Genomic DNA, 25,654 nt, shown 5'->3' on the forward strand with positions numbered 1-25,654 from the left:
CCTGGGCCCGCCTTCAGTTCGGGTCCGCTGCCTTCAGTCCGTGTCGGTCCGCGGCCTCCCGCGCGACACTAACTGAAGGCGCCCGACCCGAACTGAAGGCACTGCGACGGCGTCCCCGGCCCCGAAGCTCCGGGCGCCGACACCGGACGCCAGTACCGGGGACGCCGGGGCCGGACGCCGACACCGGACTCCAGTGCCAGACGCCGAGCCGGACGCCGGGGTCAGGCCTGGCCGGTGATGCGGTCGACCTGGCTCTGGGCGACCCCGATGAGCAGCTGCGGGTCGGTGCCCGCGGTACCGCTGACCCGGAAGTGGACCGCGCCGACGCTGCCGATGATGACCGGGACCGTGCCGAACTCCTCCGGTGCACCCTCTCCCCCGGTGACGGTGACGACGTGGACGTTGTCGGCACCCTTGACTTCACCGTCACTGCGCTCGGCGTGGAACGTGGCGACATGCTCGCCGCCGTTCTCGTCGAGGTCCGTGGTGGTCTGGGTGAAGGTCGCACAGTCGGCGGGATCGTCGGGCAGCTGGACGGTTCCCTCGCCGTCTCCGGTGGTGACGACCGCGTCGATGACGGTCGGCTGATCACCGCCGTCGTCGTTCGGGGTCAGCTCGGCCGCCGCCATGGTCTCCGGGTTGTGGTGGAGCTGGGACATGAGTTCGAGGTTGTTGACGAGCAGTCCCGCGCACTGTGCCGGGTCGGCGACGGTGCCGACATTCCAGGAGTCGATCTCCCCGATGGTGGCGTCCGGATCCTCGCTGGTGGCGAAGAGGTCGGCGATGTTCAGCCACCCGAACCCGGCCGGGGCGTCCTCGGCGGTGAGCATCATGTCGGCGGGGTTCGTGGAGACGGGGGTCCGCGGCGCGGCGGAATCCCCGGCAGACGAGTCGTCGTCGGACCCGCAGGCGGCGAGGGGGACGGCGAGAAGGAGGGCCGCACCGGCGGCGGCAGTGGTTTTCCGGGTGAACGTCATGACCGTGAACATTACCGCATCAGTCACACAGGCCACACTGAGAGCATCCGCAACAGCGCTCAGTCACGGTGGTCAGTCAGCAGCGCGCCCGAACAGGCGGTCCGGACTGAACAGGACACACACCCAGTAGACGACCAGCGCCGCCGCCGGAGCCACGGCCAGACCCACCCCGCCCGAAACCTTCCCGACCACGGTGAACTCGGCACCCGGCCGAAGATCCGGATCACCGCCCGAACCGTGCAGCATATCGGCGAAATGGTTGCCGAACAGCAGGAACACCGCCGCCCCCGCCAGGGCGACGACAACCGCCAGCAGCATCCCGACGATCCCCCGCAGCCGGGGCGCCCGGGCGAAGGCCCAGCCGCCGAACACCGCGGCGAGCGCGGCAGTGACCAGGACGAAGACACCGAACGAGGTCACCGCGGCACCCGAGCCACCGGTCACGGCGATCGCGTCACCGCTGTCGGTGACCGTGCCGGTCGTCACCGGATGCCACCAGCCCCACAGCAGACCGGCGACGATGAACGCCACCAGCCCGACCACGGTGACCTTGGCACCCTGACTGACCGGCGGGTTCGGCCGCTTCACACGTCCCCTCATGCGGTCGGGCAGATCTTCCAGGCCCCGCCCTCACGCTGGTACGTCGCCGGCGAACTCGAGGGCTGACCGTTGACGGTGCCGTTGGTGACCGCGGTGGCGTGGTCGCCGTCGATCCGGATGTCATCGACGGAATCCACGGTGATCTGCGCGTTCACGTCGTGGTCGTCGGTGCGCGTCCGGTCGACCTCGCCCTGCAGGGCGTCCCGCCCGCCGCGGCTGTCGATGTAGGCGGCGCAGTAGTTGTCGAGGGTGTACTGGTCGAAGTCGGCCTGGGAACGCTGGTCCGCCATCCCCCGGACCACCGCGGTGATGGCGGCGGCGTCATCACCGCCGGCCGCCGGGGCGGGCGCCCCACCGTCGCGACGGGCACCGTCGCCGGCACCGCCGTCAGGGTGCTGCGGATCCGCGCCGGGGTGCCCGGGGTCTCCGGGACGCCCCGGCTCCGACGGATCGCCCGGCTCCCCCGGCTTCTCCGACCCGGTGGACGGAGCGGCCGACGTGGATGCCGCAGAGGAGCCGGCCCCGCGCGAGGCGGTGGCGGAGGAGTGCGACGACCCTGCCGCGGAACTGTCGGTCGAGCTGTCCGAATCATCGTCCGAGCCACAGGCGGCGAGGACCAGCGATCCGGCGGCGACGGCGGCCAGCGCGGCACGCCGCAGCCGCCGCGCGGGACCGCCGGTGTGGCGGAGGCGGGCACTGGTGCGGGGACTGGGCAATGACATGGGAACACCTTTCCGAGAAGTCCGTCGTGTCCGGTACGACACTACATCCCCTGCCCCATCGTCCCCGCCGTCACCGACGTTAACCGGCACGTGTCCCCGGCATCCGCCCCGGTACACTCTGGGCCGTGACCCTCAACCGTGACCGCATCCTGTCCGCCGCGTTCGACATCCTCGACGAGTACGGCCTCGGCGACCTCAGCATGCGTCGGCTGGCCCGCACCCTCGATGTCGCCCCCGGCGCCCTGTACTGGCATTTCCCCAGTAAGCAGGAGCTTCTCGGCGGGATCGCCGACCGGATCCTCGATGCCCCGGTCCCCGACGATGCCCGGCAGGCCGCCGCCGCCATCCTCGACCGGCTGCTCGCCACCCGCGACGGGGCGGAGATCGTCGCCGCCGCCCTGGCCACCGGCACGGTCAGCCGGGACCCCGCCGCGGAGCTCGCCGCCACCCTCGACGGCGCCACCGACGACCCGGCGCTGGCCGGCTGGGTACTGTCCCGCTACCTGCTCGGTGCCGCCCAGGATGTGCAGACCGCCCGCGCCGCCGGGGTGGAGCCCCGGACCGTCGACGAGGTGCTGGCGGGCGTCGGGCTCATCGTCGCCGGAGCTACAATCGGTCACCATGAGTGACGCGACGACTCCCCCGGTCATCACCGCCCACGCGGCCTCGGTCGAGGTCAGCGACGACGGCGTCCGGATCGAGCGGACCCCGATGGGCAGTACCCTCACCGACGCCGAATTCTCCTTCCCCGCGACCGCGCTGCGCGGCTGGTACCGCAACGCCCCCACCGCCACCGACCCCGGCTGGATCCAGTTCAGCCTCGCCGGCGACACCCCGGACGGCTACCTCGCCCGCCCGGTCCGCGGGTACCCCGCCACCCACGGGGCACCGAACATCGTCGCCTTCGCCCCCGGACAGCTCGAGCAGTTCGCCGATCTCGACCGGGCGTTGACGAACCTGCAGGCCGGCTACCCGCTCGGCGCCGCCACCCCGGTCCCGGAGGACGCCGCCCCGGCCCCCGCGGCCACCACCGCCCCCTCGACGGCCTCACCGGACCAGGCGACGGCGCAGAAGGCGGAGACCGCGACCCCGGCCGCCGCGGCGTCCCCGAAGAAGAAGTCCGGCGGGAAGGGCAACCCCGGCTGGAAGCGGGTCTCCACCCCCGACGTGGTGCCCGAACCCGACCTCACCGCGGACGCCAACGGGCCGGTCTTCGGCCAGAACGTCACCGTCACCGGCGATGTGGAGCCCTATGACAAGGGCGAGATCTGGGACATGATCGCCGCGGCCGGCGGCACCGTCGGCAAGAATGTCACGAAGAAGACGACCGCCCTCGTCATCGGCTCCTGGGGCTCGACGACCAGCAAGGAGAAGCGTGCCCGGGAGCTGCGGGACAAGGGCCAGGACATCGCCCTGTGGAGCCTCGACGAGTTCCTGACGAAGGTCGGCCGGCAGCCCCGCCCGGATCTGGACGAGGTCCGGGGAACCGACGCGCCCTTCTGAGCGTCTGTCAGGGGTATGACGCCCACCCTGTACCTCACCGCCCTGCCCGCCGACTCTGCTGTCTCCGCTGACTCTGCCGGCGCCCCGCCGACGATCTTCACCCCCGCCGCCCCGCTGCGCATCCCGCTGGGGGCGGGACTCGCCGCCGCCGTGCACGACACCGACGGACCGGCCGACCGCGAGCTCACCACCGACGACCTCGTCGCCCGGGACGCCACCGCGGGCATGCTGTGGGACGCCGCAGCCACCGCGATGCTCACCACCCTGGGGCGGCTCACCGCCGTCCACGGTCCCGCGCTGCGCCGTCGGCGCGTCCCCGACCTCGGCGGGGATGTCTGGGAGATCGCTGTCGTCGACGACCCGTTCCCTGCCACCGGTCTGGTGGCGCACCCGCGGCTCGCCCGGCACACCCACCGCGTCCTCACCGCCGCCGGCATCCCCCGCATCGCCGTCTCCGGCACCCGGCTGCTCGCCCTCGGACCGGACGCCGCCCCGGCCGCCGGCCCCGTCGGGCTCGACATCTCCACCGGGCACTGCCTGCAGACCGTCTGAGACCGGCCGGTCCGGGTGGCCGCTACGATTGGTCCCCATGAACCCCGTGCAGTCCTACGACCGGTGGATGGCGGCCCATCCGACCATCGCCCGCGATATCCAGCTCGTCCTCACCGACGAACTGCTGGACGCCGGACTCTCCTTCGACCAGGTCTCCGTCCGGCTCAAGGACCGGCACAGTTACCTGAGCAAACTGCGCAACCCCGACTACCCCGAGTACGACAGTTTCGAGTCCGCCCACGACGTCGTCGGCATCCGCGTCACCTCGTTCACCACCTCCGAGATCCCGCTGCTGCTCGGGGTGGTGCGCACCCTCTTCGCCGTCGAGGAGGTCGAGGACAAGGCGGCGAAGGCGATCGCCGAGGGCCGGTTCGGCTACGCCTCCCACCATGTCATCGCCCGGATCGACGGGGACAAACTGCCCGCACTCGCCGGACTCGACGGCCGTCTCGTGGAGATCCAGCTGCGCACCGTGCTGCAGCACGCCTGGGCGGAGTTCGAGCACGACATCCGGTACAAGAACCCGGGCGATGAACTGCCACCGCAGGTCCACCGGGCGTTCACCCTGGCCGCCGGGCTCATCGAACTGGCCGACGGCCAGTTCGACGACATCGCCCGGATCGTCGGAGCCGGCCGCTCCGGCCCCGGCGACGCCGAACTGTCGGCCACGATGCTGCCCGGGGTGCTCACCATGCTCGTCGGCGGGGACTACCCGCCGTCGAAGGCCGAGTACTACGTCTTCGCCGTGGACATGCTCGCCGCCCACGGCATCACCACCGTCGGTGAGCTGACCGACCTGTGCTCCCCCGCCGCGGTCTCGCAGCTCAAGGACATCATGGACTACGACTACCCGCCCGGGCAGGTACGGCTCATCGACGACCTGCTGCTGTTCACCTACGGCCGGGACCATATCCGCCGGACCGTCCACATCGGCGACAATCCGGCGTCCCGCCCGGGCCGGCTGGGCAACCGGTGGCAGCGGATGGGTCAGCAGACTGTCTCCCCGAGCTCCCCGAACTCCCCGGCTACCCCTCCCGCCCCCTGAGCCGGTCGAGCTGGCGACGTTCCCGTTTCGTCGGCCGGCCCGCCCCGCGGTCCCGGTGCGGCAGGGAGGCCAGCACCTCCTTCGGCGGGGGCGGCGGCGAGTGGTCGATGTAGTTCTGCCGGGCCTGCGCCGCCCCGACCCGCTTGGCGACGAGTCCGGTGACCTCGTAGACATGGTCCCGGTGGTTCACCCAGGCGCGGACCGTGTCCCCCACCGCGACGGGTTGGGCGGGCTTCACTGTCTGGTCGTTGAGCTTGACGTGCCCGGCCCGGCAGGCCTCCGCCGCCGCACTCCGGGTCTTGTAGAGCCGGACCGACCAGACCCAGGCGTCGATGCGGGTCACCACACGTCCTTGTGGGTGACGACCTCCCGGATCTTCCAGGCGTTCCAGCCGAAGACGACCACGGCGACGAGGGCGACGACGTAGAAGTAGCCGGAGGCGAACAGTCCGAGCACCACCCCGGCGACCGCGACACCCCCGGTGACCTGCAGTGCTCTCGACCTCCGGTGGACCTCGTCCTTACGCTGGGCGACCGGATTCCCCGGATGCTTCTCCACCGACCTGTTGTGGCTCATACCCGCCGAGTTTACCGGGGGACGTCCGCCCACCGCACGCCGTCGCGCCGAATCACAGCAGATCCGGAGGTTATCCCCGCCACCGTGCCCGACGGGTCCACCCCCACCGGGGTCGTCAGGTGCAGGGTGACCCGGGCACCGTACTCGGCGGTGACGGTCACACCCCGGTTCCGCAGCTCCGATTCGACCCGGCCCGCCTCGGCGTGGCCCACCTCGAAGGACCAGGCCGACTGCGGTTCCCGCCGGACGACGGGCAGGTCGGCCAGGGCCGGGCGCAGGGCGTCCTGGTAGGCGCGGACCAGTCCGCCGGTGCCGAGTTTCACCCCGCCGAACCAGCGGACGACGACGGCGACGACATCCTGCAGACCGCTGCCGCGCAGCACCTCGAGCATCGGCTGACCGGCGGTGCCGGAGGGCTCCCCGTCGTCACTGGATCGCTCCACCGGATTCGCGCCGGCGACGTGGACGATCGACGCGCTGCAGTGGTGCCGGGCGTCCGGATGTGCGGCGCGGGCGGCGGCGATGAACGCGCGGGCCTCCGCCTCACCGGTGGCGCGGCCGACCAGCGCGAGGAACCGGGACCGCTTCACCTCGAGAACCGCACGGGCCAGCACAAGGTCCGGCCCCGGCGCGGCGGGACGCAGATAGGCTGCATCGGTCCCGGGGCCGGACGCAGCGTCCGCCACTAGCCCAGCACCCCGGCCCAGGTGGAGGCCTTGAGATCACCCATCAACGAGGAGGTGCGGTTGACGCGCAGCTCCTTGGGCAGCATGTACTGCAGTTCCTCGTCCCCGTCGTGGAGGGTGACGTAGACGTCCGAGTCGCCGTGGTTGTTGTGCAGCACGTCGCGCAGCCGGGAAATGTTGTCCGGCGTGCACTGGTCGACACGCATCCGCAGCCGCAGCGGCGCCCCCGAGCCGGACCCGGTGGTCAGCTCGGCGAGCTTGAGGTCGTTGCAGAACAGGCTCATCCGGTCGTCACGGATACTGACGTCGGCCTGCGCGAGGACGATGTTGTCCTCGGCGATCATCGGGGCGACCATCTGGTAGGTGCGGGCAAAGACGAGCAGCTCGGCCTGGGCGGAGTGCTGGTCCTCGATGGTGACGATGGCCCACGGGTTGCCCTTCTTGTCCACCCGCCGGTCCACCGCCGAGATGATGCCGCCGACCTTGATGGTCTTGCGGTCGGGCAGCTCGCCGGAGAGCACCGTGGTGATCGGCGTGTCGATCTGGGAGTCCAGGGAGGCCTCGAAGCCGTCGAGCGGGTGGCCGGAGACGTAGAGGCCCAGCATCTCCTTCTCCAGGGTGAGCGCATGCTTGCGGTCCCATTCCTGGTCGGGGACCTCGACTTTGAAGGCGTCCCCGGTCTCCTCCTCACTCAGCCCGGCGAACAGGTCGAACTGTCCCTTCGCCGCCGCCTTCTTGGTGGAGGTGACCGCATCCACCGCGTCCTCGTGGATGAGCTGGAGGCCCTTGCGCGGGTGACCGAGGGAATCGAAGGCGCCGGCCTTGATCAGCGAGTCGGTGACGCGCTTGTTGCAGGCGGTGGCGTCGATCTTGTCGAGGTAGTCCGAGAAGTCCGTGAACTTCCCCTTCTCCTCGCGCGCCGCGATGATCGAGTCGACGACGTCCTCACCGACATTGCGGACCGCGCCGAGGCCGAAGCGGATGTCCTCGCCGACGGACTGGAAGGTGTAGGCGGACTCGTTGACGTCCGGGCTGAGCACCCGCACCCCGAGGTGGCGGCAGTCGGCGAGGTAGATCGCGGACTTGTCCTTCTTGTCCGCGACCGAGGTCAGCAGCGCCGCCATGTACTCGGCGGTGTAGTGCTCCTTGAGGTAGGCGGTCCAGAAGCTCACCAGGCCGTAACCGGCGGCGTGCGACTTGTTGAATGCGTAGCCGGCGAACGGCAGCACCGTGTCCCACAGTGCCTGCACGGCCTCGTCGGAGTAGCCGTTGGACTTCATGCCGGCGGCGAACTTGTCGAACTCCTTGGCCAGCACCTCGGGCTTCTTCTTACCCATGGCCTTGCGGAACCCGTCGGCCTCACCGGCGGTGTAGTTCGCGACCTTCTGCGAGATCCTCATGATCTGCTCCTGGTACACGATGAGACCGTAGGTCTCCTCCAGGATGTCCTTGATGGACTCGGCGAGCTCCGGGTGGATCGGCTCGATCGGCTTCCGGCCGTTCTTGCGGTCCGCGTAGTCCCAGTGCGCCCCGACACCCATCGGGCCCGGCCGGTACAGCGCCAGGGACGCCACAATGTCGTTGAAGCCGGTGGGCTTCATGCGCTTGAGCAGTTCCTGCATGCCGCCGGAGTCCAGCTGGAAGATGCCGAGCGTGTCGCCGCGGGCCAGCAGCTCGTAGGACGCCGGGTCGTCGGTCGACAGGTTCTCCAGGTCGAAGTCCTCGCCCCGGTTCTTCTTGATGTTCTCCAGGCAGTCGGCGATGACGGTGAGGTTGCGCAGCCCCAGGAAGTCCATCTTCAGCAGGCCGATGGCCTCACAGGCCGGGTAGGGCCAGCCGGTGATCAGGGCGCCGTCGTTGGGGCGCTTCCACATCGGGATGTGGTCGAGCAGCGGGACCGAGGCCATGATCACCGCGCAGGCGTGGACGCCGGCCTGGCGGACGACGCCCTCCAGTCCGAGGGCGTCGTCGTAGATCTCCTTGACCACCGGATCGGTCTCGATGAGGGTGCGGATCTCCGCGGCCTCGCCGTAGCGCGGGTGCTCCGGATCCATGATGCCGGACAGCGGGATGTCCTTCGCCGCCTGCGCCGGGGGCAGGGCCTTGGTGATCCGGTCGGCGATCTGGAAGCCGGGCTGGCCGTGGTGGGCGCGGGCGGCGTCCTTGATCGCCTGCTTGGTCTTCACCGTGCCGAAGGTGATGACCTGGGCGACCTTGTCCTCGCCCCAGTTCTGGGCGGCGTAGCGGATCATCTCAGAACGGCGGTCATCGGCGAAGTCGATGTCGATATCGGGGGCGGAGGGGCGTTCCGGGTTGAGGAAGCGCTCGAACATCAGCCCGTGCTCGATGGGGTCGATGTTGGTGATCGTCAGCGCGTAGGCGACCAGGGCGCCGGCGGCGGAGCCACGGCCCGGGCCGACGGAGATGCCGATGGACCGGGCGTGCTTGATCAGGTCGGCGACGACGAGGAAGTAGGACGGGTAGCCCTTCATGTCGATGACGCTGATCTCGTACTCGGCGCGGTCGAGGTACTCCTGCGGCACCGGGCCGCCGTTGAACCGGGCCTTCAGCCCGTCGGCGACCTCGCTCTTGAGCCAGGAGACGGGGGTGTGGCCCTCCGGGACGTCGTACTTCGGCATGCGGTCGTGGGTGTGCTCCTCCCACAGCTCGCCGTAGTCCTGCACGCGCTCGGCGATCCACAGGGTGTTGTCGCAGCCGTCGGGGACGATCGGGTCCCAGTACTCGCGGAGCATCTCGGCGGGTTTGACGTAGTAGCCGTCCCCGGAGAAGGCGAACCGCTTGCCGCCCTCGTCGAGGGTCGGTTCCTCCAGGGTCGCGCCGGTCTGCACGCAGAGCATCACCTCGTGCGGCTTGGCCTGCTTCTGCAGCACGTAGTGGCAGTCGTTGGTGACCAGCGGCGGGAGATCGAGGCGGCGTCCGATCTCGAGAAGGTCGTCGCGGACCCGCTTCTCGATGGACAGGCCGTGGTCCATGAGTTCGAGGAAGTAGTTGTCGCGGCCGTAGATGTCCTGCCATTTCGCGGCGGCCTCGAGTGCCTCGTTGAACTGGCCGAGTCGCAGCCGGGTCTGCACTTCGCCGGAGGGGCAGCCGGTGGTGGCGATGATGCCGTCGGCGTGCTCGGCGACGATGTCGGCGTCCATCCGCGGGTACTTGGAGACCTGCCCCTCGTAGGAGGCCATCGAGGACAGGTAGAACAGGTTGTGCAGGCCGGTGGCGTTCTCCGCCATCATCGTCTGGTGCAGGTAGTAGCCGCCGCCGGCGACGTCGTCGCGTTTCTGCTCCGGCTCGCCCCAGCGCACGCGGCTCTTGGTGAAGCGGGATTCGGGGGCCATGTAGGTCTCGATGCCGATGATGGGCTTGACCCCGGCGGCGGTCATGGCGTGGTAGAAGGCGTCCGAGCCGAACATGTTGCCGTGGTCGGTCATCCCGACCGCCGGCATGCCCTGCCGGGTGACCTCCTGGGCGAGCAGGTCCACCTTGGCCATGCCGTCGAGCATGGAGTACTCGGTGTGGTTGTGCAGGTGGACGAAGGAGGACTTCTTCATGCCGGACAGTCTACCGGTGGGGGCAAGTCGGGTCGCCGCGGTGACGACGGATACACATTCCGGCGGATCCGTGGCACCATCCGGCCGGATTGTGTATCCGTCGTCACCCGGGACGCCGTGCTATACGGTGCTATACCGAAACTTTTGTGCTATACCCGCTAGACTCTGCCCATGGCCACACCACCGACCGGACGCCACCCCAACCCCTACCGCCCCGGTTTCAACCAGACCCCGCTGGTCTTCGCCGGACGCACCGGGATCCTCGACGCCGCCAATGAGGCCCTCGAGGTCGCCGCCTTCGACGGCCGGACGCCCCGACCGCTCATCCTCGTCGGACCCCGCGGGGTGGGCAAGACCGTCACCCTCGGCGAGATCGCCCAGGCCGCCGCCGAACAGCACTCCTGGCCGACGGTCCACGTCGAGGCGAAACGCTCCGACCTCCTCGGCGAGCTCAGCGGAAAACTCCGTGCCGCGGAACAGCTCTTCCGCGGCACCACCCCCGACGGCCCCGCCCACCGAACCCGGATCACCGGCGCAAAGGTCCAGGCCTCGGTCCTGGGCGTCGGCGGCGGCATCGAGGTCGCCCGGGACGAGGGATCCCCCGAGCCGCTCGCCACCGTCCTGCGCCGGACGATGACCGCCGCGGTGGAGCGGGACGCCGGCCTCCTGGTCACCCTCGACGAGCTGCAGAACGCCACCCCTGCGGAACTGCACGAACTCGGCGGCGTGCTCCAGGAGACCGTCCCGGAGAACTGGCCGCTGGTCGTCGCCGTCGCAGCCCTCCCCTCACTGCGGGAGAAACGCGGGAACCGGCTCCCCACCTACCTCGAACGTGCGGAATGGCATCCGTTGGACGCCCTCCCCGGCCCCGACGCGCGGACGGCCCTCACCGGCCCGGCCGACCGCTCGGGGCGTCCGATGACCGACGAGGCCGCCGACCTGCTGCTCGCACAGTCCGGCGGCTATCCCTACGCCATCCAGGTCGCCGGCCACTTCGCCTGGCGCGCCTCCCACGGCAGCGACGCCATCACCGCCGCACATGCGACCGCGGCACTCCCCCGGATCACCGCCGATCTGGACCAGCTGTTCCTCAGCCGGTGGGAGGACGCCAGCGGCCGGGAACAGGAGTACCTCACCGCCTTGGCGACCGCGGAACTCACCGTCGACGAACCCAACGGCGGGCAGGTCGCCGAGGTGCTGGGCAGGCCGGTGAAAGCCGTCTCCTACCTGCGTGACCGGCTGATCAAGAAGGGGACGGTCTACCGCAGCGGTGCCGGTGGCCTGCACTTCATCACCCCGGGCATGGGTGCCTGGGTCAGGCGCCGGGACGCGGACTGAGGCGGCCGGCGTCGGCGGCACCGTCGACGGCTGCCGAGATCGCTGAGGTACAGGCCTCCGCATCTGCGGTCGAGGACAGGAAGACGGTGTACGTCTCCCCCGCCGTCGTGGCGATCCGTGGCCCGAGCGTCCCGCCCATGCTGAGCCGGACCCCGGCCGGGGAGGTCGCCCGGCCGACGACCGGCCAGTTGACCAGACTGTGGTCCCCGGCGTCCTCGCGGTGCAGGACCACATCATCGATGTCCCCGACCGGGATCGTGCGGCGGTAGAACGGTCCGGCGATGTCGACATTCTCCTCCCCGACCCGGACCCACACGCGGGCGATGAACGCGGCCCAGATCAGCAGCGCGAGGATGCCGACGACCACCACGATCACCGGCCAGACCGGCTCCACCAGGACAGCGACCATCGAGGGCATGAGGATGATGAACGGGATGACCCGGAATTCGGTCGGTGTCTTCGCCACGAAGGTCACCCGATCACCCCGGTGTTCACTCTCGTCTTCTCGCCCGCTTCCCATACTCTCAGGGTAGCAGGGGCGGGCGAACACCCCGGCCCCGCTGCCACCGACGGCCGGGGCGACCTCAGGCCAGGTCGAGGCCGATGTCCAGCGCGGTGACCGTGTGGGTCAGCGCACCGACAGCCACCGAGTCCACCCCGGTCGCCGCGTAATCCCCGACGACATCGAGGGTCAGCCCGCCGGAGGATTCCAGCAGCACACGCGGCGCCTTCTCCGCACGCAGTGCCGCCGCCGCCGCCGTGTCCGCCACGGTGAAGTTGTCCAGCAGGATCTGCTGCGGCGGCTTCTTCATCCCCAGCAGCGACGCCAGCTGGTCCAGGTTGTCGACCTCGACCTCGCACCACAGCTCCGGGTGGGCGGAGCGGACCGCCCGGTAGGCGTCCAGGACCCCTCCCCCGGCGACGACATGGTTGTCCTTGACCATCGCCTGGTCGGACAGGTTGTAGCGGTGCGGTACACCGCCACCGTGGACCACGGCCCGCTTCTGCAGCAGCCGCAGACCGGGGAGGGTCTTGCGCGAGTCCCGTACCGCGACCGTATGGCCCGCCGGCGCACCGTCGGCGGCCGCCGCAACCCACCGTGCGGTCTGGGTGGCCACCCCGGAGGCGTGGGTGAGCATGTTGAGCACCGTGCGCTCGAGCTGGAGCATGGCGCGCACCGACCCGGTGAGCACACCGACGGTCTCCCCGGTGACGACCCGGGCCCCGTTGGCCGCGGCGTCCGTCAGCGCGACGGTGCCGCCGAGCACCGCGCGGTACTCAGGTTCCGCCGCGGCGACGAGGACGGCCCGGACCGCGTCGATACCGGAGATGACACCGTCGGCGCGGGCGACGAGGCGTCCGGAGCCGGTGGCGGACTTCGGCACGGTGACGAGGGTGGTGGCGTCCCCGTCAGCGAGGTCCTCGGCCAGCGCGGTGGCGGCGAGAGTGCGGAAGAGTGAGGGGTCACAGCCCGGCGCGCCCGGCTCACCGATGTTGCCCAGCGGCGCGGTGAAGGGGAAACGGGGATCAGCGGGGAACATCCCCCGCGACAGTGTCTTCGAAGCAGTCACGGCCGATAAACCTACTCCCCTGAACCCGCTGTGCCTACAGCGATCATCCGTTCCACGGCGAGACGCGCCTGAGCTGCGACATCCTCGTCCACATCGACCTCGTCGGCGCCGAGTGCGAGGCAGCGCAGCAGTGCCGCCGGGGTGATCATCTTCATGTAGGGGCACGAGGCCCGCTCGTTGACGGGAGCGAAGTCCACGTCGGGTGCCACCCCCTTGAGCTGGTGGAGCATGCCGATCTCGGTGGCGACGAGGACCTTGCCCCGGCCCGCAGTCTCCGCGGCCTTCGCGGAGGTGAGCATCTCGCCGGTGGAGAGCATGTGCACCCGCGCCGGGTCGATCACCCCCTCCCCCGCCAGGTAGATCGCGGAGTTGGCGCAGCCGCACTCCGGGTGGATGAACAGGTCGGCGTCCGGATCCTCCTCGGCGCGGCGGGCGAGCTCCGGCCCGGAGATCCCGGCGTGGACGTGGCACTCGCCGGCCCAGACGTGGATGTCATCGCGTCCGGTCTGCCGGCGGACATGCGCCCCGAGGAACTGGTCGGGTCCGAAGAGGATCTCCCGGTCGGCGGGGAGCCCGGCGACCACGTCGACGGCGTTGGAGCTGGTGCAGCAGACGTCGGTGAGACCCTTCACCGCGGCGGTGGTGTTGATGTAGCTGACGACGAGCGCGCCGGGGTGCTCGGCCTTCCACTCGGCGAGCTCGTCGGCGGTGATGGAGTCCGCCAGGGAGCAGCCGGCGGCGGCGTCCGGGATGAGGACGGTCTTGTCCGGGGAGAGGATCTTGGCGGTCTCGGCCATGAAGTGCACGCCGCAGAAGACGATGACGTCGGCGTCGGTCTCCGCGGCGATGCGGGACAGGGCCAGGGAATCACCGGTGTAGTCGGCGATGTCCTGGATCTCGGGCAGTTCGTAGTTGTGGGCGAGGATGACGGCGTTGCGGGCCTTCTTGAGCCGCCGGATCTCCGCGGCCCACACGTCGTCGCCGACGACCCCCTCCCAGCGGCCGACGGGCCCCTCCGGGCCGGTGTGGCCCGGCGCGCGGTACACGTCGGCGAGCAGCGGGCTGTCGAGTTGTTCCCCGGTGGTGGGTCGGGTGGTGGGTCGGGTGGTCACCCCGGCATCAGTCACATGCATGTCGGGTAACCATAGCCGGTTCGCCGGACAGCACCCCCGAAATGTGGAAGTATGCGCCCATGGCCACACCGCGTCCCGCTCTCCGTGCCGCCGTCGCCGACCTCGACGGGCCGTTCAGCGTCCTCGACCTGGACGCCGCCCTGGCCAATGCCGGTGACCTGGTGCGGCGGGCGGGCGGGACGCCGGTCCGGCTGGCGAGCAAGTCGGTGCGCATCCGGCCGCTCATCGAACGGCTGCTGGCGGTCGACGGCATCAGCGGCGTCCTGTCCTACCACCTGGGCGAGGCCCTGTGGCTGGTCGACGAGGGCACCTGCGACGACATCCTCGTCGCCTACCCGTGCGTGGACCGGGGACTGCTCGCCCGGCTGGCCGGATCTGCACGGTACCGGGCGGCGGTGACACTCATGGTGGATTCCCCGGCGCACCTCGACTACATCGACCGGGTGCTCGGCGCCGACCACCCGGAGCTGCGGGTCTGTCTCGACGTGGACGCCTCGCTGGACCTGGGGCCACTGCACCTGGGTGCGCGCCGCTCCCCGGTCCACACTCCCGCCCAGGCTGCGACGGTGGCCCGCGAGATCACCGGACGCCCCGGCTTCCGGCTGGTGGGGATCATGGCCTACGAGGGGCAGATCGCGGGGACGACCGACAGTTCCCCGGCGGTTACCGCGATGAAGCGGATCTCCGCCCGGGAACTCGCCGGACGCCGCGGGCGGGTCGTCGCCGCCGTCGAGGAGGTGGCCGGCCCCCTGGAGTTCGTCAACGGCGGCGGCACCGGCTCGGTCGAGTCCACCGCCGCCGAGGCCGCGGTCACCGAGATCGGCGCCGGGTCCGGGGTGCTGGGCCCCGGCCTGTTCGACCGCTACCACAGTTTCCGGCCGCAGCCGGCCGCCTGGTTCGTCCTGCCGGTGGTCCGCCGGCCCGCCGCGGACATCGTCACCGTCGCCGGCGGGGGCCGCATCGCCTCCGGGGTGCCCGGGGCCGACCGGGTGCCGGTGGTCGACTACCCGAAGGGACTGTCGTTCTCCGCGACCGAGGGTGCCGGCGAGGTGCAGACCCCGCTGCGGGGTGCGGCCGCCCGCGGGCTGGCACTCGGCGACCACGTGTGGTTCCGGCACGCCAAGGCGGGCGAACAGTTCGAGTGGGTCGACGAGGTCCTCGTCGCCGCCCGGTCCGGCCCCGACGGCACGACGACGGTCACCGGACGGTGGCCGACCTACCGCGGCGAACAGAGGAGTTTCGTATGACAGTCCGACCGGCCACCTGGCACAACTGGTCGGGGGCGCAGACCGCGCACCCCGTCGACCGCCGCCAGCCCCGCACCGTCGCAGAGGTGCAGGAGACCGTCCGCCGCGCCGCGGAACAGGGACGGCACGTCCGCACCGTCGGTGCGGGGCACTCCTTCACCCCCGCGGCGGTGACCGACGGCGTCCTGCTCAACCTCGACCACCTCAGCGGCCTCGTGCGCGTCGACCGGGCGGCGATGGAGGTCACCCTCCTCGCCGGTACCCGGCTGCACGACATCCCCGGGCTGCTCGCCCCGCACGGCCTCGCCCTGGCCAACCAGGGCGATGTCGACCCGCAGTCGCTCGCCGGGGCGGTGAGCACCGGTACCCACGGCACCGGCACCGGTTTCACCGGGTTCGCCGGGATGGTGCGCGGCATGCAGCTGGTCACCGCCGACGGTACCGTCCGTGACGTCGGTCCCGGTGATCCGCTGTTCCGTTACGGGCGGATCGGCCTCGGCGCCTTCGGCGTGGTCACCGCCCTGACGATGGCGGTGGTGGAGGCGTTCACCCTGCATGCGGTGGAACGCGCCGAACCGTTGGACGCCGTCCTCGGCGGCTGGCCGGACCTGTCCCGGGAGACCGACCATGTGGAGTTCTACTGGTTCCCCGGCACCGGCGTCGCCCACGTCAAACGCAACACGAGGTATCCGACAGGCGGCGCCACAGACCTGCCCGGCCCGGTCCCCCGCTGGCGCTCCCTGCTCGACGACGAACTGGTCAACAACGTCCTGTTCGGTGGGCTGTGCGCGGCGATGCACGTCGTCCCGGCACTCACCCCGACGGTCAACCGGCTCTCCGCCGCCGCCCTGGCCCAGCGCGAGTACAGCGCCCCCGCGCACGAGGTCTTCGTCTCCCCGCGCCGGGTGCGGTTCAACGAGATGGAGTACTCGGTGCCGCTGTCGGACGCCGCGGAGGTGCTCGGTGAGGTCCGCCGCACCCTCGACAGTTCCGGGCTGCCGGTCGGCTTCCCGCTGGAGGTCCGGGCCACCGGTGCCGACGACGTCCCGCTGTCGACCGCGCGCGGCCGGGACTCCTGCTACATCGCGGTGCACCGCTACCACCGCGACGACTACCGGGAACTGTTCGCCGCGGTGGAGCCGGTGCTCGTCGCCGCCGGTGGACGCCCCCACTGGGGCAAGCACCACACCCTCGACCACGACGGGCTCGCCGCGGTCCACGACGAGCTGGACGCCGTCGGGCAGCTGCGGGCGGTCACCGACCCCGACGGGGTGTTCCGTAACCCCTACGTCGACCGGGTGTTCGGGCCGGCATGATCCAGCCGGGCGAGCCGGCTGCGGCGGCCCCGGTTGTGGCGCGGGCTGTTGGCCACCGTGTCGCCCGCGAAGATGACCACCGCCAGCCAGATCAGCCCGAAGCCGATCCAGCGGGCCGGTTCGATGTGTTCGTGGACGACGAAGACGGCCCACAGCATCTGCAGCACCGGGGTGAGGTACTGCAGCATGCCGAGGGTGGTCAGCGGGAGCTCGTGGGCGGCGCGGGCGAAGCACAGCAGCGGCAGGGCCGTCACGATCCCCGCCGTGGCGAGCAGCAGGACGTGGCCGGCGCCGTGACCGCCCTGGAGGGCGGTGTTCTCCCCCTGGGACTGCAGCCACGCGAGGTAGGTCAACCCGGGCGGGGCGAGCACGAGTGTCTCCGCGGCGAGCGACTGCAGCGGCGGGAGGGTGACCTTCTTCTTGAGCAGCCCGTAGAGCCCGAAGCTCAGGGCCAGCATCAGCGACAGCACCGGCGGCTGGCCCAGCGCCACGGTGAGCACGACGACCGCCAGGACGGCGACCGTGACCGCCGTCCACTGCAGCCGACGCAGCCGCTCGTGCAGGACGAGGACGCCGAGCACCACGCTGACGAGCGGGTTGATGAAGTAACCGAGGGCGGCGTCGGCGACATGGTCGTTGTTCACCGCGTAGATGTAGAGCCCCCAGTTCACGCCGATGGCCACCGCCGCGACGGCGATCCTGGTCCACTGGGCGGCACCGACCGACCGGAGCCAGCGGAAACCGCCGCCGTGGCCCCGGCCGACGACGAGCAGCACGAGGACGACGAACACGAGGGTCCAGACGAACCGGTGCGCAAGGATCTCCATCGGCGCGGCCGGTTCCAGCAGCGGGAAGAACGCCGGGAAGAACCCCCACATGGCGTAGCAGGCGATACCCCAGATCACGGTGCGGGAGCCTCCTGGGTGGCCTCCTGCGGGGCCTCCGGCGGGGCGACGGGCCGGAAACCGATGCGTCCGAACACGGCGTCCTGCGGGGCGGCCTCCACGGCGAGCACGCCCGGGGTCTGCGCCAGCGTGGTGAGGTCGGCGGGGGTGGCGTGGACGACCACGCCGAGCACGTCGAGTGCCGGATCGTCGACGGGGGCCCCGGCCCCGGCGGCGGCACGCTCCCGGGCGGTGGCGAAGACGTCCGCCCGCTGGTGGCCGGCCGCGGGTTCGGGCACGGCCTGCTGGGCACCGCCGGCCAGCAGGGTGGAGACCCGGATATCGGGCAGCGGCGAGAAGACGGCCGTCAGGTCGTCGACGGTCGCCGGGTGGTCCGGGGTGACCAGTGCCCAGCGGGGGGCGTCCCCGGTCACGGCGTCCAGGCTCCCCCGGGCACGGTCGACGTAGGCGGGGACCTCCTCGCCGGTCGTGATGCCGAGGGTGTCGCCGTTGACCGCCTGCGGGCCGGAGACCCGGTCCGAGGTGGACAGGGCGATGACCACCGCGACGAGGACGACGAGGCAGGCGACGGACAGCCACATCACCCAGGCGGGGCGGCGGGTGTCCTCCCAGTCGAGTTTCCGGCGGGTGCGGCGGTCCGCCGGGATCTTCTCCGAGGCACGCATCACACCCGTTCCCCGTTCATGGCGCGGAGCCGGTCGAGGGCGGTCTGCAGGTCCGCCGGATAGGGCGACTCGATGTCCATCCACGTCCCGTTCGGGTGGGTGAAGCCGAGGTGGACGGCGTGCAGCCACTGCCGGGACAGGCCGAGTTCCCCGGCGAGCACCGGGTCGGACCCGTACATCGGGTCACCGACACAGGGGTGGTGCAGTGCGGAGAAGTGCACCCGGATCTGGTGGGTGCGTCCGGTCTCCAGATGGACCTTGACGAGGGTGGCCTGGCGGAACGCCTCGAGGGTCTCGTAGTGGGTGACGGCACGCCGGCCGCCGTCACGGACGGCGAACTTCCAGCCGGCACCGGGGTGCCGGGCGATGGGGGCGTCGATGGTGCCGGTGGTGGGGTCCGGGTGGCCCTGGACGAGGGCGTGGTAGGTCTTGTCCACCGTGCGGTCGCGGAAGGCCCGCTTGAGCACCGTGTAGGCCCGCTCCGACGCGGCGACGACCATGACCCCGGAAGTGCCGACGTCGAGGCGGTGGACGATGCCCTTGCGCTCCGGCGGGCCGGAGGTGGAGATACGGAAGCCGGCGGCGGCGAGACCGGAGGTGACCGTGGGCCCCTCCCAGCCGATCGTCGGGTGCGCGGCGACGCCCACCGGTTTGTCGACGACGATGATGTCGCTGTCGGAGTAGAGGATGTCCATGCCCTCCACCGCCCGGGCCGGTTCATCGGCCAGGTCGCGGGGCGGGGCGGGGAGGGTGACGTCGAGCCAGGCGCCCTCGGTCAGGCGGTCGGACTTGCCGACGGGGGTGCCGTCCTGATTGATGTCCCCGGCGGCCGCCAGCTCGGCGACGACGGTGCGGGAGAGGCCGAGCAGCTTGGACAGCCCGGCATCGACCCGCATGCCGGCCAGGCCGGGCGGGACGGGCATCATCCTGGATTCCCGGTCGCTCATGCGCTCGCCTCCGTCGTCGTGCTGTCGGTGTGGTTGTCGGTGCCGGTGCGGTCGTCGCTGTCGTTGTGGCCGTCGTTGTCGCCGTCGTTGCGCCGGCGGGGCTCCACGAGCAGCGCGTAGACGAGGTAGACGATGACACCGGCGTTGATCGCCACATCGGCGACATTGAAGATCGCGAAATCGCCGATCGAGATGAAGTCCACGACGTGGCCGTGCAGACCGCCGGGTTCCCGGAAAATCCGGTCGACGAGGTTTCCGCCGGCGCCGCCGCCGATGAGGCCCACCGCGGCGACGGTCCAGCCCGACCGCACCCGGAAGGCGAGGACGGCGCACAGCACGAGTGCGACGATCTGGATGACGGCGAAGACGACGGTGGCGTTCTCCCCCATCGAGAACGCCGCGCCGGAGTTGCGGATGAGGTACAGCCGGGCGAAGTCCCCGAGCACCGGGTAGGCGGTCCGGGGGTCGAGGTTCTCCACGACGAGCCACTTGGTCAGCTGGTCGAGTGCCACGACGGCGACGATCAGCAGCAGGGCCCGGGGCCGGACGGCGGGCCGTGATGTTCGGTGCGGAGAAGTCACAACGACCCATCCTAGACGGTGGGCCGGACCGGACGGTGTCCGCCACCTTGGTACCCTGTGCTGCGTGTACCGACTCATCTCCCGCGCCGCAACGGCGGTCACGCTGGTCACCGCCCTGGCTCTGGGGCTGGGTGCCTGCTCCTCCGGCGACGACTCGTCCCCGACCTCCTCCGATGTCCCCGTCGACGGGGTGTCCGTCGACCTCGTCGATCCCGGTGAGGGGCCCACCGAACCGCTCGTGTGGTTCAGCGACAGCGCCGAACAGAAGTCCACCTTCCGCGCCACCCAGGGCTGGGAACAGCACACCGAGGGCGGTCAGGACGCCGCCGCAGCCCCCTCCACCACCGACTCCCCCGGCAGCGCCGACAGTGCCGACGGTGACGGGGGCGACGACGGCTCCACCGCCGCAACCACCACCGATTCCGGTTCAGGGTCCGGCACGGATCCGGCCGACGCCGCCGACATCCCCTACGACGAGGTGACGATGGCGGTGCCGCTCACCGCATCGGCGAGCACCGACGGGGAGAACCTGAAGTCGACGGTCACCGCCGGCGTCCCCACCGGGTCGAACACGGACCTCAACGACGACATCGCCACGGCGGAGGGCTTCGTCATGTCCCAGCAGTACGGACAGGACGGCCGGATCTCCTCGCGCAGCTACACCGCCCCCGAGAAGACGACCGGCACCGCCCGGGCGAACATCGAACCGTCCTTCACGCAGATGACCGACATCCCCCTGGTGTTCCCCACCGACCCGGTGGGCACCGGCGCCACCTGGACGGTCACCGGCCAGGTCGACGACAACGGGACCGCGATGCAGCAGAAGGTCACCTACACGCTGACCACCCGCGACGGATCGCACGTCGAGCTGAAGATCGGTATCGAACGCACCCCCACCGTCCGTCACCTGCAGGGCACGGACCTGGACATCCTGTCGTCGTCCAGCGATTCGGGCGGCGCGCTGAGCCTGGACCTGCGGCGCCCGCTGCCGGTCTCCGGTGCGGTCGACACCGCGACGACGGTGACCTACGGCCAGCCGGATTCACCGGTCCGGGTGGTCCAGACCTACCGGTCGAAGTCGGTGTGGGAACCGGTCTCCGACAACTGACCGGGTCAGGCTGCCGGAGCCTCTTCCGGAGCCGGCGCCGGGGCGTCCTCCGGGGCAGGTGCGGGGGCACCCTCGGGGGCCGGCGCGTCAGCCGGGGCCGGCGCATCCTCCGGCGCGGGGGCCGGGGCCGGGGCACCCTCGGGGGCGGGCGCGCCCTCCGGTGCGGGGGCCTTGTCGACGTCGGCGCACAGCGGCGGCACCTTGTCGGGCGCCACATTCTGGATCAGGGTGCAGGCCCAGGCGGTCGACAGCTTCCACTGGTCGCCCTCCTTGACGAACTCCACACCGTTGACCGGCTGCGGCTCACGGTCCGGGACGATGAGGTTCATGGAGACCGAGACCGTGTCCGGCAGGACGCCGGGCAGCACCGGGTCGACGATCTGGAAGTCGGCGCCGGACTCCTTCTTGGACTCGGTCATGATGTCGAAGAGCTCGAGTGCCTGGTCACCGCCCTGGACCGTGTCAGCCTTCTGGTCGGAGGGGATGTTCGGGTCGACCGCGCGGTTGAGGATCTCCGACAGCTCCGCCGAGGTGGGCAGCGGGGCGGCCTGGGTGGTGGCCTCGGTCGTGGGGTTGTCGTCGCCCTTGTCGTCGTCCGATGAGCACGCCGCCAGGGACAGGCCCGCCCCCAGGGCGGTGACGGCGGCGAGGATCTTCAGGGATTTCACGGTGCGGCTGCTCCTTCGTTCCTTGTGTGACAGGGTGCGGCATCGTGGCCGGGTCGGACAGACCCGGTGACACGTGTGACGCATGTGTCGGCGAGTGTACCGCCCGTCCGCGGGTATCCTGGTAACCCGTGACCACGCGCCCCCGCCCCACCCGTCCTGCCACCGTCCTGGCCACCGGCGGGACGATCGCCTGCACCACCGGTGCCGACGGCGCCCGCACCCCGACCCGGACCGTCGCCGACCTGCTGCAGAGCGCCGCACTGCCGGCCGCTGCGGTCCGGGACGCCCGGGACGTCCTCCACCTCGACTCCTCCACGATGACCCTCGACGACCTCGACAGTCTCCTCGCCGGCATCGCCGCGGCGGCGGCACGGGGACCGGTCATCCTCACCCACGGCACCGATTCGATGGAGGAGACCGCCATGGCCGTCGACCGTCTCATCGGCGGCCCGGTGGTGCTCACCGGGGCGCAGCGTCCCGCCGACGACGCCGCACCCGACGGACCCGGCAACCTGCGGGACGCCCTCACCGCCGCCGGCGAGGTGCACGCACCGGTGATCGTCATGGGCGGGGCGCGGGTCCCGGCCTACGGCGCTCGGAAAGTGGACACCGTGGCGGACCGGGCCTTCGCCAACCCCCTGCCGGACGGCGCCCCCGCCCCGCTGACCACGACGCCGGCCCCGCTGGCCGGGCTGCGGGTCGACATCGTCGCCGCCTACCAGGGCGGGGATGCGACCCTCGTCGACGCGGCGGTCGACGCGGGGGCCGAAGGCATCGTCGTCGCCGCCTTCGGCTCCGGCAACGTCGGCGTCCTGTCCCCCGGTGTCGAACGGGCACTGGACCGGGGCATCCCCGTCGTCATCTGCACCAGGGTCCCCGGCGGCCCGGTGGACCTGGTCTACGGCGGTCCCGGAGGCGGTGCCCGGCTGGCGCGCCGTGGCGTCCGCTCCGGTGGTCTGCTGAGCCCGGCGCAGGCCCGGATGAAGCTGCTCTGCGAGCTGGCCGTCACCAGGCGAGACTGTCCAGCGGGTCCGCGGGACTGAGGTCCGGATCGTCGACGGCGAAGGTCCGGGTACGGCCCGGGCCGGTGGCGCGCGTCTCGAAGCGGATACTGACCACGCCCGACCCGGTGCCCTGCACCCAGCCGTGGCCGTACTCCCGGTGACGGACGTCCTGGGTGGGGGTCCAGTGACCGGACGTGTCGGCCGGTGCGGGGTCGGGCGCGGCATCCGGGGCGGGAACGTGGTCCGGTTCCGGCGGGTCGCCGGGCACCGCGAGTTCGGGAAACAGGACGACCTGACGCTCGTCGGTGAGCCCGGACAGACTCACCCCGACCAGCCGGACCGCCCCGGACTCCTCCGGATGCGGCACCACGGACCGGGCGGCCGCCGTGATCTCGTCGAGATCGTCGGTGGGGGCCGCCAGGGTGATCGACCGGGTGTGCGCCTGAAAATCGGAGGTCCGGGTCTTCACCGTCACCGTGCGCGCGGCCCGGCCGTCGGACTTCAGACGGCGGTGCGCGGCAGCCGCCGTCGCCGCGAGGACGGGCAGGACCCCCGCGGTCGTCGCGGCATCCACCTCGAGGGTGCGTTCGGCGGAGACCTGTTTGGCCCGCGCCCGCGGGGCGACGGGCCGGGGATCGTCACCGCGGGCGTAGGCCTGGGTCTGCAGGCCGACACTGCCGAGCAACGACCGGACATCCGCGTCATCCATGGCGGTGAACTGGCCGATGGTGACCACCCCGACCTCGGCGAGCCGGGCCCGGGCGACCGGACCGATCCCCCACAGATCACCGACCGGGCGGGGTCCGAAGACATCCCCGCGCTCCGCGCGGGAGACGACGGTCACGCCGTGGGGTTTCGCCAGGTCGGAGGCCATCTTGGCGTCCGATTTCCCGCCGGCGACGCCGACCGAGCAGGGCAGACCGACCTCGCGGTCCACGGTGGCCTGCAGCTCCCGCGCCCAGGCTTCGGCCGTGTCGCGGTCGGCGCCCTGCAGGACCGCAGGCTCGGCGAAGCCCTCGTCCACGCTGAGCTTCTCGATGGTGCCGGCCTCGCGGGTGAGGATGTCGAAGACACGGGCGGACACGGTGGAGTAGACGATGAAGCGCGGCCGGACGACGACCGCCCGGCCGCGGCACAACCGCACCGCCTGACTCATGGGCATCGCCGAGCGTGCCCCGTAGACGCGGGATTCGTAGGAGGCACCGGCCACCACTCCCCGCCCCGACATTCCTCCGACCAGCACGGGACGGCCCTGCAGGGTCGGCCGGGTGAGCTGTTCGACCGAGGCGAAGAAGGCGTCCATGTCGACATGGACCACCCATCGCTGCCCGGCACCTGTCATGGTGGTCCATCGTATTACGCGCGGGCGGGAGGGGTGGAACGGGACAGGGAAAACCGGTTTTAATTCGTTTCTGTGTTCTATTATGTGAGGACGGGGACCGTCGCTGTCCGGTGGACGTGACAGAGTGATACCCGTCACACCGACAGCGGGGAGGAGACGGCCATGGACACCACCGCCATCGCGGACGCGGCGGCCGATGCGGCGACCGGCGATCTGGACGCGCTGCGCCGTCACCTCAACCAGGGGGACATGGCGATCATCGCCCACCTCACCACGCTCGACACCCGCACCCGTACTGCCGCGGCACTGGCCCTGCGGGGCCGGGGGCCGGCCGATGCACGCCGGTTCGCCCACGCCGCCGACCTGACGCTCCGCATCCCCGGGATCTACCTCGCCGTCGCGACAACCGGGCAGATCGCCGTCGACCACCTCGCACTGATCTGGTCCCGCATCAACCGGCAGCTCGTCCACGTCGTCGCCGACCGGGCCGACGAACTCCGGGGACTGCTCGACTCCGCCGTGGCGGAGCAGGTGACCCCGTGGCTCGAGGCCGCCTGCGCGCGGGGGCCGGTCGACCTCACCGCACTGCAGGCCGCCGTGGACGCCGCCCTCATCGACGCCGCCCCCGCGCTGATCGCCGCCACGACCGACGCGGAACGCGACACGGCGGCACTGCACCGGCGCGGCACCGACTTCATCCTGACGACCGGGTCCGAGGTGACCAGCGGGACCGTCGACGCAGCCCTGGACAAGAAGGTGGACACCCGGCTCGCCGGTCTGCGCCGGGACCGCCGGGACGCGGTGGAGCGCGGCGAGGCCGACGGTCCCGGCGATTTCCCCGCCCTGCCGACCCGGGCGCAGCTCAAGGCCCAGGTCCTGCTGGAACTGCTCGGCGACGATCCGGAGACCATCCATGTGCGGGTCAGCCTGTACCGGGCCACCACCGACGGCATCCACGGCACCGGGGCCGGCTGGATCGCCGAGACCGGCTGGATCGACCCGGGAACCGCCGACAGACTCGAGTCGGCCGCAGAGACAGTACATAACGTCCCCACCGACCCGGAGGACCTCAAGCCGTCGAAGAGTTACCGGTTCCCGCTCATCCACCAGCTCCACATCGAGGCCAGGGACGGCACCTGCCGGTTCCCGGGATGCACCGAACCCGCGTCCCGCTGCGAGAAGGACCACATCGTCAACTCGCCGCACACCGACCCCGACAGTGACGGCCCGACACATGTGAGCAACGGGATGAGCCTGTGCCGTGCGCACCACCGGGAGAAGAGCGCCGGGCGCTGGCGGGCAGCCACCACGGACGGCGGGTACACGGTCCGCTGGACCTCCCCGGGAGGCCAGGAGTACACCACCCACGCCTCCGGGCCGATCGGACAACACCACCGGGAACGGATGACGGGGCAGGACGAGGAGGCCGGCAACGGCCCGGCCCCGCCGTGACCCGCTCCCCCGATCACCGCGTCCGGCGTACCGGCACGCGGTCATCCGGCATGCGGTCATCCGGCATGCGACAGAAAAGACCGCACCCCGGTGCGCCGCTGACAGCGGAGCACCGGGGTGCGGGGAGACCGGTCAGTCCGGGGCGGACAG

Annotated in this window: 26 protein-coding genes; 10 read left to right on the plus strand and 16 right to left on the minus strand. The window is 71.3% G+C overall.

Annotated elements, in window-relative coordinates:
- Nucleotides 1-221 precede the first annotated feature (221 nt).
- The 3 genes from FSW06_RS03850 to FSW06_RS14435 are packed head-to-tail and all read right to left on the minus strand — an operon-like array spanning nt 222 to nt 2,299.
- Complete coding sequence (locus FSW06_RS03850) at nt 222-1,004, minus strand: hypothetical protein (protein ID WP_139024583.1); 783 nt, start codon at nt 1,002-1,004, stop codon at nt 222-224.
- Between the two features lie 45 nt (nt 1,005-1,049).
- Nucleotides 1,050-1,565 carry a hypothetical protein gene (locus FSW06_RS03855; protein ID WP_010122189.1) on the minus strand — a complete coding sequence of 172 codons (516 nt, stop codon included), beginning with the start codon at nt 1,563-1,565 and terminating at the stop codon, nt 1,050-1,052.
- A gap of 8 nt (nt 1,566-1,573) precedes the next feature.
- On the minus strand, nt 1,574-2,299 hold the full coding sequence (locus tag FSW06_RS14435; RefSeq protein WP_010122191.1) for an Rv0361 family membrane protein: 726 nt from the start codon (nt 2,297-2,299) through the stop codon (nt 1,574-1,576).
- Between the two features lie 125 nt (nt 2,300-2,424).
- On the opposite strand from FSW06_RS14435, the gene FSW06_RS03870 reads away from it, so the two are divergent.
- From FSW06_RS03870 to FSW06_RS03885, 4 genes are read left to right on the plus strand one after another with little or no spacing between them, the layout of a single operon-like run.
- Entirely contained in the window at nt 2,425-2,928 is a 504-nt protein-coding gene (locus FSW06_RS03870) for a TetR/AcrR family transcriptional regulator (RefSeq protein ID WP_010122192.1), read from the plus strand.
- Nucleotides 2,921-3,802 carry a BRCT domain-containing protein gene (locus tag FSW06_RS03875; protein WP_010122193.1) on the plus strand — a complete coding sequence of 294 codons (882 nt, stop codon included), beginning with the start codon at nt 2,921-2,923 and terminating at the stop codon, nt 3,800-3,802. Before FSW06_RS03870 ends, FSW06_RS03875 begins: the two co-directional genes overlap by 8 nt.
- A gap of 15 nt (nt 3,803-3,817) precedes the next feature.
- Nucleotides 3,818-4,354, plus strand: coding sequence for a hypothetical protein (locus FSW06_RS03880; RefSeq protein ID WP_010122194.1), 537 nt, complete (start codon nt 3,818-3,820; stop codon nt 4,352-4,354).
- 37 nt (nt 4,355-4,391) lie between these two features.
- Complete coding sequence (locus FSW06_RS03885) at nt 4,392-5,399, plus strand: hypothetical protein (RefSeq protein WP_010122195.1); 1,008 nt, start codon at nt 4,392-4,394, stop codon at nt 5,397-5,399.
- On the opposite strand, the gene FSW06_RS03890 is transcribed toward FSW06_RS03885, so the two are convergent.
- The 4 genes from FSW06_RS03890 to dnaE are packed head-to-tail and all read right to left on the minus strand — an operon-like array spanning nt 5,380 to nt 10,227.
- On the minus strand, nt 5,380-5,742 hold the full coding sequence (locus FSW06_RS03890; RefSeq protein ID WP_010122197.1) for an RNA-binding S4 domain-containing protein: 363 nt from the start codon (nt 5,740-5,742) through the stop codon (nt 5,380-5,382). The two genes, FSW06_RS03885 and FSW06_RS03890, sit on opposite strands and share 20 nt — an antisense overlap.
- The gene (locus FSW06_RS03895) at nt 5,739-5,975 is read right to left on the minus strand and encodes a hypothetical protein (RefSeq protein ID WP_010122198.1); all 237 of its coding nucleotides are present in this window, start codon (nt 5,973-5,975) and stop codon (nt 5,739-5,741) included. Before FSW06_RS03895 ends, FSW06_RS03890 begins: the two co-directional genes overlap by 4 nt.
- A gap of 11 nt (nt 5,976-5,986) precedes the next feature.
- On the minus strand, nt 5,987-6,661 hold the full coding sequence (locus tag FSW06_RS03900) for a YigZ family protein (protein WP_010122199.1): 675 nt from the start codon (nt 6,659-6,661) through the stop codon (nt 5,987-5,989).
- Nucleotides 6,661-10,227, minus strand: coding sequence for a DNA polymerase III subunit alpha (gene dnaE / locus FSW06_RS03905; RefSeq protein WP_010122200.1), 3,567 nt, complete (start codon nt 10,225-10,227; stop codon nt 6,661-6,663). The genes FSW06_RS03900 and dnaE overlap by 1 nt, the downstream gene beginning before the upstream one ends.
- A 171-nt stretch (nt 10,228-10,398) precedes the next feature.
- Between dnaE and FSW06_RS03910 the strand changes: the two genes are divergently transcribed.
- Nucleotides 10,399-11,565 carry an ATP-binding protein gene (locus FSW06_RS03910; RefSeq protein ID WP_010122201.1) on the plus strand — a complete coding sequence of 389 codons (1,167 nt, stop codon included), beginning with the start codon at nt 10,399-10,401 and terminating at the stop codon, nt 11,563-11,565.
- Here FSW06_RS03910 and FSW06_RS03915 read toward each other — a convergent pair.
- From FSW06_RS03915 to nadA, 3 genes are all read right to left on the minus strand, one after another.
- Nucleotides 11,543-12,031, minus strand: a complete 489-nt coding sequence (locus tag FSW06_RS03915; protein ID WP_238526013.1) for a hypothetical protein — start codon at nt 12,029-12,031, stop codon at nt 11,543-11,545. The genes FSW06_RS03910 and FSW06_RS03915 overlap by 23 nt on opposite strands.
- A 118-nt stretch (nt 12,032-12,149) precedes the next feature.
- Nucleotides 12,150-13,106, minus strand: a complete 957-nt coding sequence (gene nadC / locus FSW06_RS03920) for a carboxylating nicotinate-nucleotide diphosphorylase (protein WP_010122204.1) — start codon at nt 13,104-13,106, stop codon at nt 12,150-12,152.
- 41 nt (nt 13,107-13,147) lie between these two features.
- On the minus strand, nt 13,148-14,269 hold the full coding sequence (nadA, locus tag FSW06_RS03925; RefSeq protein WP_010122205.1) for a quinolinate synthase NadA: 1,122 nt from the start codon (nt 14,267-14,269) through the stop codon (nt 13,148-13,150).
- A gap of 59 nt (nt 14,270-14,328) precedes the next feature.
- Between nadA and FSW06_RS03930 the strand changes: the two genes are divergently transcribed.
- Both FSW06_RS03930 and FSW06_RS03935 read left to right on the plus strand, forming a co-directional pair.
- Nucleotides 14,329-15,516, plus strand: a complete 1,188-nt coding sequence (locus FSW06_RS03930; protein ID WP_010122207.1) for an amino acid deaminase/aldolase — start codon at nt 14,329-14,331, stop codon at nt 15,514-15,516.
- Nucleotides 15,513-16,832 (plus strand): D-arabinono-1,4-lactone oxidase, encoded by a 1,320-nt coding sequence (locus tag FSW06_RS03935; RefSeq protein WP_010122209.1) that lies wholly within the window; start codon nt 15,513-15,515, stop codon nt 16,830-16,832. The genes FSW06_RS03930 and FSW06_RS03935 overlap by 4 nt, the downstream gene beginning before the upstream one ends.
- Here the strand turns inward: FSW06_RS03935 and rarD are convergent.
- The 4 genes from rarD to lspA are packed head-to-tail and all read right to left on the minus strand — an operon-like array spanning nt 16,802 to nt 19,930.
- On the minus strand, nt 16,802-17,737 hold the full coding sequence (gene rarD, locus FSW06_RS03940) for an EamA family transporter RarD (RefSeq protein WP_010122210.1): 936 nt from the start codon (nt 17,735-17,737) through the stop codon (nt 16,802-16,804). The two genes, FSW06_RS03935 and rarD, sit on opposite strands and share 31 nt — an antisense overlap.
- The gene (locus tag FSW06_RS03945) at nt 17,734-18,402 is read right to left on the minus strand and encodes a hypothetical protein (protein ID WP_010122211.1); all 669 of its coding nucleotides are present in this window, start codon (nt 18,400-18,402) and stop codon (nt 17,734-17,736) included. The genes rarD and FSW06_RS03945 overlap by 4 nt, the downstream gene beginning before the upstream one ends.
- Nucleotides 18,402-19,349 carry an RluA family pseudouridine synthase gene (locus FSW06_RS03950; RefSeq protein ID WP_010122213.1) on the minus strand — a complete coding sequence of 316 codons (948 nt, stop codon included), beginning with the start codon at nt 19,347-19,349 and terminating at the stop codon, nt 18,402-18,404. The genes FSW06_RS03945 and FSW06_RS03950 overlap by 1 nt, the downstream gene beginning before the upstream one ends.
- Complete coding sequence (gene lspA, locus FSW06_RS03955; RefSeq protein ID WP_010122214.1) at nt 19,346-19,930, minus strand: signal peptidase II; 585 nt, start codon at nt 19,928-19,930, stop codon at nt 19,346-19,348. Before lspA ends, FSW06_RS03950 begins: the two co-directional genes overlap by 4 nt.
- Nucleotides 19,931-19,994: 64 nt before the next feature.
- Here lspA and FSW06_RS03960 point away from each other — a divergent pair, with 64 nt between their 5' ends.
- Nucleotides 19,995-21,038 carry a hypothetical protein gene (locus FSW06_RS03960; RefSeq protein ID WP_010122215.1) on the plus strand — a complete coding sequence of 348 codons (1,044 nt, stop codon included), beginning with the start codon at nt 19,995-19,997 and terminating at the stop codon, nt 21,036-21,038.
- Nucleotides 21,039-21,043: 5 nt separating this feature from the next.
- Here FSW06_RS03960 and FSW06_RS14440 read toward each other — a convergent pair whose 3' ends face one another.
- On the minus strand, nt 21,044-21,706 hold the full coding sequence (locus FSW06_RS14440) for a WKL family lipoprotein (RefSeq protein WP_010122216.1): 663 nt from the start codon (nt 21,704-21,706) through the stop codon (nt 21,044-21,046).
- A gap of 128 nt (nt 21,707-21,834) precedes the next feature.
- Between FSW06_RS14440 and FSW06_RS03970 the strand changes: the two genes are divergently transcribed.
- Nucleotides 21,835-22,749 carry an asparaginase domain-containing protein gene (locus FSW06_RS03970; RefSeq protein WP_010122217.1) on the plus strand — a complete coding sequence of 305 codons (915 nt, stop codon included), beginning with the start codon at nt 21,835-21,837 and terminating at the stop codon, nt 22,747-22,749.
- Here the strand turns inward: FSW06_RS03970 and FSW06_RS03975 are convergent.
- On the minus strand, nt 22,712-24,052 hold the full coding sequence (locus tag FSW06_RS03975; RefSeq protein WP_040430840.1) for a DNA polymerase IV: 1,341 nt from the start codon (nt 24,050-24,052) through the stop codon (nt 22,712-22,714). The genes FSW06_RS03970 and FSW06_RS03975 overlap by 38 nt on opposite strands.
- Nucleotides 24,053-24,214: 162 nt before the next feature.
- On the opposite strand from FSW06_RS03975, the gene FSW06_RS03980 reads away from it, so the two are divergent.
- Nucleotides 24,215-25,504: an HNH endonuclease signature motif containing protein gene (locus FSW06_RS03980; protein ID WP_010122220.1), complete on the plus strand. Its 1,290-nt coding sequence runs from the start codon at nt 24,215-24,217 to the stop codon at nt 25,502-25,504.
- Nucleotides 25,505-25,654: the final 150 nt, after the last annotated feature.

This window comes from Corynebacterium nuruki S6-4 (genome assembly GCF_007970465.1).
Classification (GTDB): Bacteria; Actinomycetota; Actinomycetes; order Mycobacteriales; family Mycobacteriaceae; genus Corynebacterium; species Corynebacterium nuruki.

Bases quoted from the DNA above. Each gene is read 5' to 3' on its own strand.
- FSW06_RS14435 (WP_010122191.1), bottom strand. From the start codon at position 2,299: ATGTCATTGCCCAGTCCCCGCACCAGTGCCCGCCTCCGCCACACCGGC.
- FSW06_RS03875 (WP_010122193.1), top strand. From the start codon at position 2,921: ATGAGTGACGCGACGACTCCCCCGGTCATCACCGCCCACGCGGCCTCG.
- FSW06_RS03880 (WP_010122194.1), top strand. From the start codon at position 3,818: ATGACGCCCACCCTGTACCTCACCGCCCTGCCCGCCGACTCTGCTGTC.
- FSW06_RS03885 (WP_010122195.1), top strand. From the start codon at position 4,392: ATGAACCCCGTGCAGTCCTACGACCGGTGGATGGCGGCCCATCCGACC.
- FSW06_RS03895 (WP_010122198.1), bottom strand. From the start codon at position 5,975: ATGAGCCACAACAGGTCGGTGGAGAAGCATCCGGGGAATCCGGTCGCC.
- dnaE (WP_010122200.1), bottom strand. From the start codon at position 10,227: ATGAAGAAGTCCTCCTTCGTCCACCTGCACAACCACACCGAGTACTCC.
- FSW06_RS03910 (WP_010122201.1), top strand. From the start codon at position 10,399: ATGGCCACACCACCGACCGGACGCCACCCCAACCCCTACCGCCCCGGT.
- nadC (WP_010122204.1), bottom strand. From the start codon at position 13,106: ATGTTCCCCGCTGATCCCCGTTTCCCCTTCACCGCGCCGCTGGGCAAC.
- nadA (WP_010122205.1), bottom strand. From the start codon at position 14,269: ATGCATGTGACTGATGCCGGGGTGACCACCCGACCCACCACCCGACCC.
- FSW06_RS03930 (WP_010122207.1), top strand. From the start codon at position 14,329: ATGGCCACACCGCGTCCCGCTCTCCGTGCCGCCGTCGCCGACCTCGAC.
- FSW06_RS03935 (WP_010122209.1), top strand. From the start codon at position 15,513: ATGACAGTCCGACCGGCCACCTGGCACAACTGGTCGGGGGCGCAGACC.
- FSW06_RS03945 (WP_010122211.1), bottom strand. From the start codon at position 18,402: ATGCGTGCCTCGGAGAAGATCCCGGCGGACCGCCGCACCCGCCGGAAA.
- FSW06_RS03950 (WP_010122213.1), bottom strand. From the start codon at position 19,349: ATGAGCGACCGGGAATCCAGGATGATGCCCGTCCCGCCCGGCCTGGCC.
- FSW06_RS03975 (WP_040430840.1), bottom strand. From the start codon at position 24,052: ATGACAGGTGCCGGGCAGCGATGGGTGGTCCATGTCGACATGGACGCC.
- FSW06_RS03980 (WP_010122220.1), top strand. From the start codon at position 24,215: ATGGACACCACCGCCATCGCGGACGCGGCGGCCGATGCGGCGACCGGC.